Origin of the sequence: Paraburkholderia phenazinium, assembly GCF_900100735.1 — a bacterium.
Lineage (GTDB): Bacteria > Pseudomonadota > Gammaproteobacteria > Burkholderiales > Burkholderiaceae > Paraburkholderia > Paraburkholderia phenazinia.
The window spans coordinates 100,065-113,525 of record NZ_FNCJ01000018.1; the positions used below are offsets into that span (position 1 = coordinate 100,065).

Annotated in this window: 14 protein-coding genes; 6 read left to right on the forward strand and 8 right to left on the reverse strand. The window is 61.9% G+C overall.

Annotated features, from left to right (window positions below; translation table 11 throughout):
* Positions 1–12 precede the first annotated feature (12 nt).
* Complete coding sequence (locus BLQ92_RS30550; protein ID WP_090690978.1) at positions 13–486, reverse strand: NUDIX domain-containing protein; 474 nt, start codon at positions 484–486, stop codon at positions 13–15.
* Between the two features lie 156 nt (positions 487–642).
* On the opposite strand from BLQ92_RS30550, the gene fabV reads away from it, so the two are divergent.
* Positions 643–1,839 (forward strand): enoyl-ACP reductase FabV, encoded by a 1,197-nt coding sequence (gene fabV / locus BLQ92_RS30555; protein WP_090690981.1) that lies wholly within the window; start codon positions 643–645, stop codon positions 1,837–1,839.
* Between the two features lie 39 nt (positions 1,840–1,878).
* On the opposite strand, the gene BLQ92_RS30560 is transcribed toward fabV, so the two are convergent.
* On the reverse strand, positions 1,879–2,913 hold the full coding sequence (locus BLQ92_RS30560; protein ID WP_090690985.1) for a S66 family peptidase: 1,035 nt from the start codon (positions 2,911–2,913) through the stop codon (positions 1,879–1,881).
* A 275-nt stretch (positions 2,914–3,188) separates the two neighbouring features.
* Between BLQ92_RS30560 and cobF the strand changes: the two genes are divergently transcribed.
* The 3 genes from cobF to BLQ92_RS30575 all read left to right on the forward strand — a co-directional run bounded on the left by cobF (position 3,189) and on the right by BLQ92_RS30575 (position 5,220).
* Positions 3,189–3,956 carry a precorrin-6A synthase (deacetylating) gene (gene cobF / locus BLQ92_RS30565; RefSeq protein WP_090690989.1) on the forward strand — a complete coding sequence of 256 codons (768 nt, stop codon included), beginning with the start codon at positions 3,189–3,191 and terminating at the stop codon, positions 3,954–3,956.
* Positions 3,957–4,170: 214 nt separating this feature from the next.
* Entirely contained in the window at positions 4,171–4,686 is a 516-nt protein-coding gene (locus tag BLQ92_RS30570) for a hypothetical protein (RefSeq protein WP_175772159.1), read from the forward strand.
* 108 nt (positions 4,687–4,794) lie between these two features.
* Positions 4,795–5,220, forward strand: coding sequence for a RidA family protein (locus BLQ92_RS30575; protein WP_090690993.1), 426 nt, complete (start codon positions 4,795–4,797; stop codon positions 5,218–5,220).
* Positions 5,221–5,227: 7 nt separating this feature from the next.
* Here BLQ92_RS30575 and BLQ92_RS30580 read toward each other — a convergent pair whose 3' ends face one another.
* From BLQ92_RS30580 to BLQ92_RS30595, 4 genes are all read right to left on the reverse strand, one after another.
* Positions 5,228–5,752, reverse strand: coding sequence for a chromate transporter (locus BLQ92_RS30580; protein ID WP_244106114.1), 525 nt, complete (start codon positions 5,750–5,752; stop codon positions 5,228–5,230).
* Entirely contained in the window at positions 5,752–6,393 is a 642-nt protein-coding gene (locus BLQ92_RS30585) for a chromate transporter (RefSeq protein WP_090691000.1), read from the reverse strand. The genes BLQ92_RS30580 and BLQ92_RS30585 overlap by 1 nt, the downstream gene beginning before the upstream one ends.
* A 68-nt stretch (positions 6,394–6,461) precedes the next feature.
* The gene (locus BLQ92_RS30590; RefSeq protein WP_090691004.1) at positions 6,462–9,083 is read right to left on the reverse strand and encodes a penicillin-binding protein 1A; all 2,622 of its coding nucleotides are present in this window, start codon (positions 9,081–9,083) and stop codon (positions 6,462–6,464) included.
* A 105-nt stretch (positions 9,084–9,188) separates the two neighbouring features.
* Positions 9,189–10,112, reverse strand: a complete 924-nt coding sequence (locus BLQ92_RS30595; protein ID WP_090691007.1) for a LysR family transcriptional regulator — start codon at positions 10,110–10,112, stop codon at positions 9,189–9,191.
* A 102-nt stretch (positions 10,113–10,214) separates the two neighbouring features.
* On the opposite strand from BLQ92_RS30595, the gene BLQ92_RS30600 reads away from it, so the two are divergent.
* Complete coding sequence (locus tag BLQ92_RS30600) at positions 10,215–11,090, forward strand: aldo/keto reductase family oxidoreductase (protein ID WP_090691011.1); 876 nt, start codon at positions 10,215–10,217, stop codon at positions 11,088–11,090.
* A 29-nt stretch (positions 11,091–11,119) separates the two neighbouring features.
* Here the strand turns inward: BLQ92_RS30600 and BLQ92_RS30605 are convergent, their stop codons facing one another.
* Together BLQ92_RS30605 and BLQ92_RS30610 are read right to left on the reverse strand one after the other, a co-directional pair.
* Positions 11,120–11,512 (reverse strand): hypothetical protein, encoded by a 393-nt coding sequence (locus BLQ92_RS30605; protein ID WP_244106115.1) that lies wholly within the window; start codon positions 11,510–11,512, stop codon positions 11,120–11,122.
* A 123-nt stretch (positions 11,513–11,635) separates the two neighbouring features.
* Complete coding sequence (locus tag BLQ92_RS30610; protein ID WP_090691015.1) at positions 11,636–12,469, reverse strand: SDR family oxidoreductase; 834 nt, start codon at positions 12,467–12,469, stop codon at positions 11,636–11,638.
* A gap of 98 nt (positions 12,470–12,567) precedes the next feature.
* Between BLQ92_RS30610 and BLQ92_RS30615 the strand changes: the two genes are divergently transcribed.
* Positions 12,568–13,458, forward strand: a complete 891-nt coding sequence (locus BLQ92_RS30615; protein WP_090691020.1) for a LysR family transcriptional regulator — start codon at positions 12,568–12,570, stop codon at positions 13,456–13,458.
* Positions 13,459–13,461 lie beyond the last annotated feature (3 nt).

Below are 13,461 nucleotides of genomic sequence, written 5' to 3' on the forward strand. Positions count from 1 at the left end.
CCAACCGAGTTCCTATGCGAGATGTAATGCGAAACCCGGCTCGTCCCCAAACAGCAAGTCCATCGAATACGGCAGCGCGAGCGGCGGCATCTCATCTCGACGGAAGTACCGGGTCGATTTGGTTTCGTCGTCCGTGGGAACACCCGAACCGCCGACAATCTCGCATTCAAAAAGCGTAACGACGTATTCCACCTCGTCGCCGTTCGGATAGGTGTAGCGAAATTCTTTGCCACCTAGCACGGCGAGGATACGCCGAATGCGAACCACATAGCCGGTTTCCTCCATCACCTCGCGGATGATGGCTTCCCGAGGCGATTCGCCCAATTCGATGCCACCGGCGGGCAGACTCCATGCCTCGCCAGAGGACTTCTCCTGCAAGAGCAGGCGCCCCTGCGCGTCGCGAATCACCGCACCGACGGATGGGCTCAGGATCAATCCGGGACCTACACGTTTGCGCAGCCAGCCGATATAGCTCTCGTTCTCCATGGCGTTCGTTTCTTCTCTCTGAGATTTGATGCGTTAGTTTGATTAGACCAAATCCGAGACTGCCCCCGCAAGCCTGACGACAGTCACCGCGTTTACAATACCCGGATATCCCAGCTTCCCCTGAACAGTTTCGACACCTCCCAACTCGAGGTCTTCATGATTATCAAACCCCGCGTGCGCGGCTTTATCTGCGTGACTACCCATCCCGACGGCTGCGAAGCCAACGTCAGGGAACAGATCGACTATGTCACGGCCAGCGGGCCCATCGGCAACGGTCCCAAGCGTGTGCTCGTGATCGGCGCATCCACCGGCTACGGGCTGGCAGCCCGCATCACCGCCGCATTCGGTTGCGGCGCGGATACGCTCGGCGTGTTCTTCGAGCGCGCCGGCAGCGACACCAAACCCGGCACCGCAGGCTGGTATAACACCGCCGCTTTCGAAAAGATCGCCAATGCCAAGGGCCTGTACGCGAAGGGCATCAACGGTGATGCCTTCTCAGATCCAGTGAAGCAGCAAACCATCGATATCATCAAGCGCGATCTAGGCCAGGTAGATCTGGTCGTGTACAGCCTTGCCTCGCCCCGACGCACGCATCCTCGCACAGGCGAGGTGTTCAACTCGACGCTCAAACCCATCGGCAAGGCCGTCACGCTGCGCGGAATCGACACCGATAAGGAAGTCGTCCGGGAAACCGTCCTCGAGCCCGCAACGCAAAGCGAAATCGACAATACCGTCGCAGTGATGGGTGGCGAAGACTGGCAGATGTGGATCGACGCACTGCTGGACGCGAAGGTTCTGGCCGATGGCGCGAAGACAACTGCGTTCACCTATCTCGGCGAGCAGATCACCCACGATATTTACTGGAATGGCTCGATCGGCGCAGCGAAGAAGGATCTAGACCAGAAGGTGCTCGGCATTCGCGAGAAGCTGGCCCAGACCGGCGGCGATGCGCGCGTTTCCGTGTTGAAAGCGGTCGTCACCCAAGCGAGCTCGGCAATCCCGATGATGCCGCTGTACCTGTCGTTGCTGTTCAAGGTCATGAAAGAAAAGGGCACGCACGAAGGCTGCATCGAACAGGTCTACGGGCTTTACAAGGACAGCCTGTATGACACGGCGCCACATCTCGATGAGGAAGGCCGTCTGCGCGCCGACTACAAGGAACTCGATCCGGCGGTGCAGAGCGAGGTGCAACAACTCTGGAGTCAGGTCACGAACGAGAACCTCTATGAGTTGACCGACTTCGCCGGTTACAAGACGGAATTTCTACGTCTGTTCGGCTTCGAGATCGACGGCGTGGACTATGAGGCCGACGTCAATCCGGATGTGGCCATTCCGAACGTCGTCCAGGTTTAGGCATGGGTGGGAGGCGTGCCCGCGTTAACAGCGGGCGCGCTACCCCAGCCACTGCTCGACCGTGCCTCCGCCGTCACCCACGCTTACCCGCGCCAACGCACCATTGACGAGCGAAAGCTGCGGCGGGACATGCCCGATATCCATGTCGTAAATCACCGGGCATGGAAGGTCCCCAAGCTCCGATTGGAGCGCATCGACATAGCGCAAACCGTCGCTGCCTTCGTCATCCGCGACGGCATTCCTTCCCATCAGCACTGCGGACACTCCATCGAACCACCCGCATAACCGCAGGCCGACAAGCGCACGTGCCAGCTTCCCAGGTTTGAGCTCCGCGTTCTCAAGATAGAGAAGCGCGCCCTCACCGCCCGCAGCCTCCACAAAGCCCGGCACGTTGCCGAAACGTGTGCCGGTCAGCCGGGAAATGGTATCGATGCAGCCTCCGATCAGACGCCCGGTGAACTCAAGGCTGGATGTCTTCCCGTCCAGGCGCTTCCACGCCGTCTCTTCTTCGAATACGGGGCCGTTCGCAGAAGGCCAACCCGCGTCCTGGCGCTGATGCAGACACGACGCGCGCTGTGTGAACGACGAACCCGGCTGCACAGTCAGCGCCTCCCAGATCGCAGCGGTCACCGAATCGAGTTTTGGCCAGCCGAGCTGCATCAGATTCGGACCGTGCAGCGTCGCCCAGCCGGCAAGGGTCGTAAGCGGCACATGCAGCGTGCTGAGATCGGAGAACCCAACAAACCACTTAGGAGGCAGACGTGCCAACGTCGCGAAATCCAGAAGCGGCAGCAACTCGATCGCGAGCTCGCCACCCCACGGCGGCATCACGGCAGCAACGCCTGGATCCGTAAGAAATCGCATCAGCTCCACAGCGCGTTGTTCGCGCGATGCGCTCGCACTCTTGTACTCCTGACGCAGGCACTCACCCTCCACGACCCGGTACCCGCGCTGGCGCAACATATCGATGGTCCGATCGAGGCGAGGATGCAATGGCTCGCTGACACCGGATGAAGGCGCAGTGATCGCGATGAGATCGCCGGGAACGAGGGGTTTCGGAAAGCGAAGGTGCATGGATTTTTTCTGTGTGTTTGTGGAGCAAGCTGCTGCGTCTTGAGGTGATGTTTTCCGGCTGGGCTGTCAATATCATCATATTGACAGCAATCCGCGATCATCCGCTATAGCCCCAAGGTGCATCTAACAGGATCGACACAGCGCACACCCCACAATATGAATGCTGCAGGCACTGCCTGGTCTAGTAAACTTCTGTCCGGGAGGCTGCCGCGTATAGTCGAGAGCGAGCAACTGCCCCTTCCTTTATACGAGCCCAATCCGCCGGAGTCCACGCGATGAAAAAAATTCTGATTATCGGCATCGGCGCGGGAGACCCTGACTACATGACGGTTCAGGCGATCAACGCGCTCAATCAGGTCGACGTGTTCTTTGTCATGGACAAGGGCGTCGCCAAGGAAAAACTGGTCGCCCTGCGCAAGCAGATCATCGAGCGGTTTATCACCCACCACGACTATCGCATCGTGGAAGCGACCAGTCCCGAGCGCCGGCCTGACGACGGTGACTACCGGTCCGCGGTGGACGAACTGAACCGCGACAAGCAGGCAATCTTCGAGCACCTGCTTGCCGATGAGCTGAGCGAGGGCGAGTGCGGCGCGTTTCTCGTCTGGGGCGATCCGTCCCTGTACGACAGCACGATACGCATCCTGGAGGCCATTGCGCAAGGCGGCAAGCATACGTTCGACTACGAGGTCATTCCAGGCATCAGCAGCGTCCAGGCATTAGCTGCCCGGCACCGGGTTCCGCTCAACCTGATCGGACGCTCGGTCGAGATCACCAATAGCCGCGGCATCGCCGATGGCTTCCCGAGCAACGTCGACAGCGTCGTCGTCATGCTCGACTCGCAAAACACCTTCCGCAAGCTCGCCGACGAGGATCTGGATATCTACTGGGGCGCCTACGTCGGCACGCCCGACGAGATTCTGATCTCAGGAAAATTGCGCGACGTCATGGACCAAATAGAGCGCGTTCGGGCAGAGGCGCGCCGCACCCATGGCTGGATCATGGACACCTATCTGTTGCGCAAGCCCGATAACAAGGTCTAAGACCGTGGAACACCTCGATTCGTAAGTTAAGCCGATTTATGCATGTCTGAATCGTGCTTAATCAGATTTACCGTTCACTCCGACGCGGACAAACTGCATCTGTCGGCGCTTCGAACCGCCCGCCAAGATCGGCGCAAGCGCCATACAACGACTGACGAGGGAGCAACATGAAGACATTGCACTCACCGGCACGCAATCAGGCAGCAAGCTGACTTTGAAGGAAGCGAGCGGCACCTTCAATCTGCACTTTGTGGGCAATGGGTCGAACGGCAGCGCGCCGCTTGATTTCCCCAATAGCGTCGGTCTCGAGGGCACCTGGACCGATGGCAGCAAGACGTTGCCGGTCAAGCTAAGCGGTGGCGGCGATCGGTCATCCGTCGAAACGCCGGCCGGTCCGCAGTACGGTGCGATCACCAGCGAAACGGACCAGGCTTTCGAGGCGCGGGCTCAGGGATTCTACTTTGCCGCGCTTAAAGGCGACGCCAGGACGGCGGCTCGCTATGTCGATTACCCGCTGCGGGTGAACTGGACGCCCACGCACCACGAGCTAATCAAGTCGCCCAAGCAGCTTGTCGACAACTGGAATCGCATCTTCACGCCCAACTACATCGCTGCATTGCGCGACGCCGCGCCGCACGATATGCCAGTCATGAAAAGCGAGTACGCCATGCTCGGAGCGGGGCTCGCCTACTTCAGCGACAAAGGTGTCGAAGTATTGAACGTGCCTTGATGACGCATTGCGCGCGATCACCCCGCCGTCCATGTGGCTTCCCGAATTCGAAAGCCGTCACTATGCAGCGCATAATTCGCTAGAGCATTCCATCAACGGAGTTCAGCAATGGTCGATGCATTCAACCCGCCCGACGTCTGGCCGCCATTCGGCGCCTTCTCGATGGCCGTCATCCAGGGTGATGGCCAGATCGCCCATCTGAAGGGTCAGGTGTCTCTCGATCGACAAGGCCAGCTTGTCGGCCACAACGACATGCGGGCACAGACACGCCAGACGCTGGAAAACATTCGCGCTGTGCTGGAGGCCATGGGAGGGCAAATGGCCGATGTGCTATCGCTCGTCCACTACACAACGGACATTGATGCGTTCATGGCCGCTTCGGATATTCGAAAGGCGTGTTTTGCCGCGCCGTATCCTGTCACGACCACGGTTCAGGTCGAGCGCCTGTATCGTCCAGAGTTGATGATCGAGATCACGGCGGTTGCGGAAATCCCCCGGGACAGGTTTCGGCGCCCTGCTGTCACACAAGGCTGATCCTGACCTACTTCACCAACCCTGCCAACCCCAACGCGGCCCCCGCCGCGACCAGCCAGATGGGATTGAACTTCGTCCGATAGGCGATCACAACCGTCAAAATCGTCAGCACGGCACGACCTACGTTGACATCGACTTCCCGAATGAACACATAGGCCGCACAAGCCAGCAGACCCACTGTCACCGGTGCGAGACCGCGACGAATCGACTTCACGACCAGCGAATCGTTATGCCGCTCGAACCACCCGCTCACAAAATAGGCGAGCACCGCGGAAGGAATAATCATCGCCAGCGTCGCGACCAGCGCTCCGGCCAGCCCCGCGGCCTGAAAGCCGATCAACGAAACGGCCATGCCGTTCGGTCCAGGTGCTGCCTGCATCGCCGAGAAGAATGTGACGAACTGCTGCGCAGTAAGCCAGTGACGCGTTTCGACCGCATAGTGCTGGATATCGGCCAGCGTAGCGTTGATGCCGCCGACTGCGAGCAGCGACCAGAGCGCGCTGTGAAGCGCGAGATCAGTGAGCCGGGACATCATCGCGCAGTTCCCTCGCGGCGCCGTGTTGCCGCTTCGGCTCGCAACGCACGCCACATAAGCCATGTGCCAAACGGACCCAGCACGGCGAGAACGAGCAGCAGCGGCAGTTTCAGCAACGCCACAGCGATGAACGTGGCAACCACCAGTACCAGATTGCGCAGATCGCGCGGCAGGCTGACGAGCAGCTTGAGCACGGTTGCGATGACAAGCCCCGTCGCCACCGGCATCAAACCCGCTAGCAGATGCGACGTGACGGGGGCACTGCCCCAACTTGCGTACGCGTAGCCGACGCCGATCGTGATGATCGTGGGCGCAAGATAAAGGCCACAGACACCCGTGACCGCGCCGAGCGCCCCGTGATACTGCCGGCCGATAATCGTCGCAATGTTCGATACGTTCGGCCCCGGCAGAAGCTGCGCAAGCGGCAGCAGTTCGGCAAACTCGCGGTCGGTCAACCAGCCGCGGCGCTCGACCAGCATGCGGCGCGCCCAGGGCAGCACACCACCGAAGCCGGTCAGCCCGACCATGAAGAACGCGCCGAACAGTTGCCCGAGCGTGGGTCGAGGACGCGCGTCGAGCGGCTTGTCATGCGTCCCGGCATCTGGGCCATTGGCATCATCGAGGATCGGTGCGTTCATTGGCGGGGCCGCTCACGAAGGTTTATTTGCGCTGAGATGGATGATAGCAGCGCCATTTCCCGCTTCGTTCACGGCTTGTTCATGCCCATGCCGGGTGCCGGTTCCGGCACGTCCGGCGTGGGCGTGGGTGTCGAACTCGGCCCTTCCGTTGGGAACCCGCCATTGCCTTGCGGCACACCAGTCGACTCGCCAGCCGATGCCGGATGCGGTAGCGCCGGCGCAGCCAGTCCGTTCGCGCCAGCATTCGACGCAGCCACCGGCCCCGACGCAGCCGCGCCCGGCGCCCCGAGCAACGGCGGCAATTCACGCGGCGCGGACGCCGGAGCCGGAACCGCAGCACCCGCCCCCGATGCCTCGGACGCCGCCGATACCGCTGGCGCCACCGGCTTAGGCGGTGCATGGCGAACCGGCGCCGCAGGCGCCGCTGCCTGCGGCTTCGAACCGCTCAGATAGGCTACCCACGCACGCAGTTTGTCGCGGAACTGCTCGAACAGGCTCGGCTGGACTTCCGTCGCAAAACGGACCTTCGAATCGATCAGCCGGGCACGCAACGCCCGCTGGTAGAAGTCGCCGACGATCGGCAGCGCCGTATGCGCACCTTCGCCCCAATAGCTGCTGCCCAGCGTGACACGTCCGTCGTCGAAGCCGACCCATGCGCCCGCCACCAGTTGCGGATGCATCAGGATGAACCAGCCGTCCGCATTGTCCTGGGTTGTGCCGGTCTTGCCTGCCACATCCGCACGAATACCGAAACGCGTGCGAATCCCCACGCCGGTACCGCGATTGACAACGTCACGCATGACATCGATCAGCGTTCTATCCGCCTCAGCTGGCAACGCACGCTCCGGCGAGGCCGGCTCGAACTGCGCCAGCACATTGCCATCGTGATCCTCGATGCTCGTCACCATGCGCGGCTCGAGGTACTCGCCGTCGTTGGCGATCGTGCTGTAGGCCGACACCATCTCCTTGATCGTCACCGGACTCGTGCCCAATGCGAGCGACGGCACCGGATCGAGCTCGCTGTCGCGCACGCCCATGGCGCGCGCGAGCCGCACCACCTTGTCCGGACCGACCTCCTCCATCAACTGCGCAGTGATGCGGTTGCGGGAATAGGCCAGCGCATCGCGCAGCGTCATCGGCTTGCCGCTAGGCGGGACGTCATCGTTAGGACGCCAGATTTCACCACCCTTGAGCGGAATCTCGACCGGCTGATCGACGAAGGTATCGGTCGGCTTGTCGCCATCTTCGAATGCCGCGCCATACACGAACGGCTTGAAGGTGGAACCGGGCTGACGCCGCGACTGCTGCACGTGATCGAACGGTTCGTCTGTGAAATCGCGGCTGCCTACCCACGCCTTGATCTGGCCATTGCGCGGATCGATAGCGAGGAAACCAGCCTGCACTTCGGTCTTGTCGCGGCAAAGGGTTCGCACAAACGTCCGGTCGGCACTCAGATGCTGGAGCGCGTCCTCGTCGCTCTGGCCGGCTGCGCGCGCCGTCTTGTAATCCGGCGTCTCGCGGATGAACGTCTTGAACAGCTCGTTGCCCGGCGCACAGCCGGAGCGTCCGCTCCAGGCCGAGTTCGCCACCGACTGCAGCGCATTGCCCTGCAGCGCGACGGCTGCGGTCGCCATCGACTGCAGGCGCGAGTCGATGGTCGTATGAACGATCAGTCCATCTGAGTAAATGTTGTAGTCGTTGCGATCCGCCCACGAGATCAGCCATTTACGCAACTGCTGCGCGAAGTGCGGCGCGGGTCCGGGCGGCTCGATCTGCCGCTCGAAATCGACGCGCAGCGGCTTGCGCTTGAGCGTGTCATAGGCTGCGGGGGACAGCTTGCCATACTTGACCATCTGCGCGAGCACCGTATTGCGGCGCTCCAGCGCGCGCTCCGGGTTCAGCACCGGATTGTAGTAGCTGTTGCCCTTGAGCATGCCGGTCAACGTGGCACTTTCCAGAATGTCCAGTTGATCGGCCGATTTTCCGAAGTAAGTCCGCGCGGCCATTTCGACGCCGTACGCGTTGTAGAGAAACGGCACCGTGTTCAGATACGTTTCGAGAATCTGGTCCTTGCTGTAGGTGGCCTCGATTTTCAGCGCGGTGATCGCCTCTTTCACCTTGCGGGATAGGGTCGGCGCCCGGCCGATCTGGTCGGGATAGAGGTTGCGCGCAAGCTGCTGGGTAATCGTCGAACCGCCCTGGCGATCGCCGCCGAACGTGTGCAGCGCCGCCGAGCCGGTACGGCGCCAGTCGATTCCGTGGTGCTGATAGAACCGGTGGTCCTCGGTCGAGATCAGCGCATCGACCATATGCGGCGAGATCTCGGAGAGCGTGACCCATTCGCGATTCGACGGTTTGAATTCGGCGAGCAGCTTGCCGTCAGCCGAAAGAATTTCCGCGGGTTGATCGACCCGCGCCTTGCGGATGTCGCTGATGCTCGGTGTGAACGGGATCAGCACGACCACGTAGAGCAGGAGCAGAACCGGCGGCGTGGCGAGCGTCAGCAGAATGCCGCGGCGCGTCGGATGCCGCACATGGTAAAGCGCGGCCGCCAGCAAGGGCTGGAGCAGGCTCGCGATAAAGCTGATCAGACCGGCCAGAATATGGAAGCAGGTCACCGCTACCCGTGCAAGCCGGCCGCCCCATTTGCGGCAGGATTCACGTACGGACGATACAAATTGGCGACTCACGCTGGTCTCAGCCCATCTTGAAAAGCGTGAATGGTACCAAACCACGTATGCCGGCTGGATTCCTGGCACTGCCCAGGGCCGGGAAGCTTGACAGCCAGTAACCCACTATCGCCGGGGAGCGCTCGTCTCCCCGGCTGACTCGGCCGCCTTCAGAAAATCCACGAACGCCCGCAACGGCGCCGGTAAATGACGCCGTCCGGGATAGTAAAGAAACGGCCCGGAAAACCGCTGCCACCACGGCTCCAGGATCGGCTCCAACGCGCCGCTCTCGAGATGCGGGCGCAGCATGTCCTCGAACAGGTGGATCACCCCCACCCCGGCTACGGCCGTGCTGATGGCAAGCTCCATGGCGGCACCCGGCCTCACCAGCAACGGCCCCGACGGATCCAGCCGTACCACCTCGCCGTCCCGCTCGAAATCCCACGTCGGCTTTGCACCACCGGCAAACTGGCCGCGCAAGCACGCGTGAGAAAGCAGCTCGCGTGGATGCTGGGGCCGGCCATGCAGGTCGAGATAGTCCGGCGCCGCAGCCGTCGCGAAACGCTGCTCGCGCGGGCCGATAGGAATGGCGATCATGTCCTGTTCGAGCCGCTCGTCGTAGCGAATGCCCGCGTCGCAACCAATGGACAGCACATCGACGAAACCGTCTTCGACCACGACCTCCACGCGGATGTCCGGATAGGCTTTCAGGAACGAGGCGACGATGCCTGGCAAGACGATCCGCGCGGCGCTCGACGGCACGTTGAGCTTGAGTGTGCCGGTCGGCTTGTCCCTGAACCCGTTCAGCACGTCGAGTGACGCCTCCATCTCGCTGAACAGCGGCGTCAGCTTTTCGATGAGACGCTGTCCGGCTTCGGTCGGCGCCACACTGCGCGTCGTGCGGTTGAGCAAGCGCAGACCGAGCTTCGCCTCAAGGCGGCGCACGGCGATGCTGAGGCTCGAGGCAGAAACACCGCTGATGCGGGCGGCGTCGCGAAAGCCACCGGCACGGGCCACGGAAACAAACGCGGCGAGATCATTCAATTCCATGACGATTGTTCACAATTTTCAACAACCCGTACAATTTAGATCGGATTTTCTAACAACGCAATCGCGGCCATACTGCGCTCACCACTTGCCGAGGAGAACGCAATGTCCACCATCACCCCCACTTTCACGCTAGCCGGCCGCCCCGTTCGCCGCATGGGCTATGGCGCCATGCAGCTCGCCGGACCCGGCGTATTTGGCCCACCGAAGGATCGCGACGCCGCTATCGCCGTGTTGCGCGAAGCGATTGCGCTGGGTGTCGACCACATCGATACGAGCGATTTTTACGGGCCGCACGTCACCAACCAGATCATTCGGGAGGCGCTGCATCCGTATCCGGCGGACGTGGTGATCGTCACCAAGGTGGGCGCCGTGCGTGGCAGCGACGGTTCGTGGCTACCCGCCGTCGAGCCGGAAGATATCGAACGCGGCGTGCACGATAACCTGCGCAACCTCGGTTTCGATGCGCTAGATGTCGTCAACATGCGCGTCATGGGCAGCATCCATGCCCCCGCTGAAGGATCAATCGGCAAGCAGGTCGAGGCGCTCGCCGAGTTGCAACGCCGCGGGCTAGTGCGCCATATCGGCTTGAGCAACGTGACCTCGGCGCAGGTCGCGGAAGCGCAAGGCATCGCCGAGATCGTCTGCGTGCAGAACCAGTACAACCTGGTGCAGCGCGAGGATGATGCGCTCGTCGACGAACTGGCGGCCAAGGGCGTCGCTTACGTGCCGTTTTTCCCGCTCGGCGGTTTCTCGCCGATTCAATCGTCGGTTTTGTCCGAGGTGGCACGTAAGCTCGGCGCGACGCCGATGCAGGTGGCGCTAGCCTGGCTGCTGCAGCGTGCGCCAAACATTCTGCTGATTCCGGGTACGTCGTCGGTCACGCATCTGCGTGAAAACATGCAGGCGGCGCAGTTGCAGTTGCCGGACGCAGTGCTCGCCGAACTGGATGGGATTGCGAGCGTGGGCGGGCGGCATTGAGACGACGATTCAGTCCGTAGGGGAAAAACTCATTCCACGCTGCGACCGGCGCGCCGCCGGCCGGCAGCCCATTGATAGCGTTGGATGAGTTGAGCGGAGGCAACCAAAGCCTGATGCCTCCACCGATTCTCGGCGGCCCGAATGTCGATATCCTCGCGTGCCAGCGCCTCGGGCGCCCAATACTGTCGAACGTCACCGACTGGAAGATGATCGGTTTCGGATGTGATGGCCCGGAACAATTGAAACTCTGGCTCGTTCTCCGCTCTGGTCCACAGGGCTAAAACGTTCATCGCGCGAGCGGTTTCAATCACACTTAATCTGCCTTCCAACAGATCCTTCGCGCGAGCATGAATCTTCCGGCAGCGCTTGAGCCAGAGCGCCTCATTTCTGATCCCCGCGGGGATCGGGATACCGTGTTCCATTGTCATTGAATGTGGAGTCGCCGCTGCCGATACTCTAGCGCGAATGGGTGCCGGGGTGCACCGGGGTGATCTGTCCGACCTGGACAGCCTGCGCAGCGGCGCCGCCATGTCAGACGGGGGCGCTCAACTCTCCGCGACATCAGCCTCGAGCGCTACGCTCTTCTGCGCCTCGAGTTCGGCAAGACGGACCGCCAACGCCTTGCTGATCGACTGGTAGGCGGAACTGCCAAGCGTCAGACGCCGGGCCGGCCGCTCGGCATCTGACGCGACGATCATCGCATCCACCGTCTTGCCTGCGTCGCCGAGGCGAGCAAACGCGTCAGCGCCGATACGCCTTCTGAGTTCGCCGACAGGCGTAGCGTCATAGACAGGCATCGGTTCCGGGCTGACCAGGTTGGAGCCGAAACTTGTCTCGGTGGGCCCCGGTTCGACGATGATGAAGTCGATTCCAAACGGCGCGACCTCCAGGGCAACCGCTTCAACGAAGCCTTCGATGCCCCACTTGGTCGCGTGGTACAGACTGAAGCCAGGATAGACGCACTGCCCTCCTTCCGAGGAAACCTGCACGATCCGGCCGCCACCTTGTGCCCGGAGGTAAGGTAACGAGGCGCGGATGAGCTGGATCGAACCGGTCAGGTTCGTTGCGATCTGCTTGTCGAGTTGCTCGTCTGTCACCTCCTCGGCCGCGCCGAACAGGCCATAGCCAGCGTTACTGACCACCACATCGATGCGGCCCATTGCTGCGAATGCGCGGGCAACTGTCTCGCGCACCGCGTTGGCGTCGGTCACGTCGAGCGTCAGGACGCGCAGCCGCTCGCCATACTGCGCGGCCAGATCGTCCAACACAGCCGCCTGGCGCACGGTGGCGGCCACGCGGTCGCCACGCGCCAGCAAACGCTCGACCAGCAGCCGGCCAAGTCCGCTGGAGGTGCCGGTAATAAGCCAGTTCTTTGTCATCTCACGCTCTCCCGAATGATTGAAAACCCATTGTAGGAGCGTGCGATTGGTGCGATAAGCCGCTATAGTTTGCATGACCAAGTGAAAAAGCTTCACCAATGGCCAAACCCACTCTCGCCGATCTGAGCGCATTTTCTGCCGTCGCCAGCCACCGCAGCTTCCGCGGCGCGGCTGATGCTCTCGGGGTCTCGCGCTCGTCCTTGAGTCACGCCATGCGCGGCCTGGAGCTTGATCTAGGCGTGCGTCTGCTGAATCGCACCACACGCAGTGTGTCCCTGACGGAAGCGGGCGAGCAGTTGCTCAAACGGCTCACGCCAGTGCTACGCGATCTCGACGAGGCGCTCGACACGGTCGCCGATACGGGTGGGGCCCCTACAGGCACGCTGCGCATCAATGCCAATGAAAACGCGGTACGTTTGCTCCTGAAAACGGTGGTGCCGCGTTTTCTGGCCCGCTATCCAGGCATGGCGCTCGATCTGGTCGCGGAGGGACGCCTCGTCGATATCGTCGAACAGGGCTTCGATGCCGGCGTTCGGCTTGGCGAGTCGTTGCCGCAGGACATGGTGGCCGTGCGAATTAGTGAAGATTTTCGCTTTGTTGCCGTCGCGGCGCCGTCCTACCTTGCCGACCGGCCCGCGCCTGTGACGCCGGACGATCTTGCGCAGCATCGCTGCATCCGCCATCGCCTTCCCAGCGGCAAGCTCTACCGCTGGGAATTCGCCAAGCGAGGACAAGAGGTGGTCGTGAATGTGCCCGGCGTGCTGACGCTTGACCACAATGGACTGATGATCGAAGCGGCGGCAGACGGCTTAGGCATTGCCTATGTTCCTGAGACCGCCGCGCGCGCCTGGCTCGATGACGGCCGGCTAGTCACGGTATTGGATGACTGGTGTCCGGTCATCCCTGGCCTCTACCTTTACTATCCTGGCCATCGCCATGTTCCCGCCGGGCTGCGCGCTTTCATCGAAGTACTAAGGGAATCCGGTTGATTC

Coding starts and splice junctions, on each gene's coding strand:
- BLQ92_RS30615 (WP_090691020.1), top strand. CDS start 12,568: ATGGCCAAACCCACTCTCGCCGATCTGAGCGCATTTTCTGCCGTCGCC.
- BLQ92_RS30605 (WP_244106115.1), bottom strand. CDS start 11,512: ATGGAACACGGTATCCCGATCCCCGCGGGGATCAGAAATGAGGCGCTC.
- BLQ92_RS30610 (WP_090691015.1), bottom strand. CDS start 12,469: ATGACAAAGAACTGGCTTATTACCGGCACCTCCAGCGGACTTGGCCGG.
- BLQ92_RS30575 (WP_090690993.1), top strand. CDS start 4,795: ATGGTCGATGCATTCAACCCGCCCGACGTCTGGCCGCCATTCGGCGCC.
- BLQ92_RS30600 (WP_090691011.1), top strand. CDS start 10,215: ATGTCCACCATCACCCCCACTTTCACGCTAGCCGGCCGCCCCGTTCGC.
- BLQ92_RS30585 (WP_090691000.1), bottom strand. CDS start 6,393: ATGAACGCACCGATCCTCGATGATGCCAATGGCCCAGATGCCGGGACG.
- BLQ92_RS30560 (WP_090690985.1), bottom strand. CDS start 2,913: ATGCACCTTCGCTTTCCGAAACCCCTCGTTCCCGGCGATCTCATCGCG.
- BLQ92_RS30595 (WP_090691007.1), bottom strand. CDS start 10,112: ATGGAATTGAATGATCTCGCCGCGTTTGTTTCCGTGGCCCGTGCCGGT.
- BLQ92_RS30550 (WP_090690978.1), bottom strand. CDS start 486: ATGGAGAACGAGAGCTATATCGGCTGGCTGCGCAAACGTGTAGGTCCC.
- cobF (WP_090690989.1), top strand. CDS start 3,189: ATGAAAAAAATTCTGATTATCGGCATCGGCGCGGGAGACCCTGACTAC.
- BLQ92_RS30580 (WP_244106114.1), bottom strand. CDS start 5,752: ATGTCCCGGCTCACTGATCTCGCGCTTCACAGCGCGCTCTGGTCGCTG.
- fabV (WP_090690981.1), top strand. CDS start 643: ATGATTATCAAACCCCGCGTGCGCGGCTTTATCTGCGTGACTACCCAT.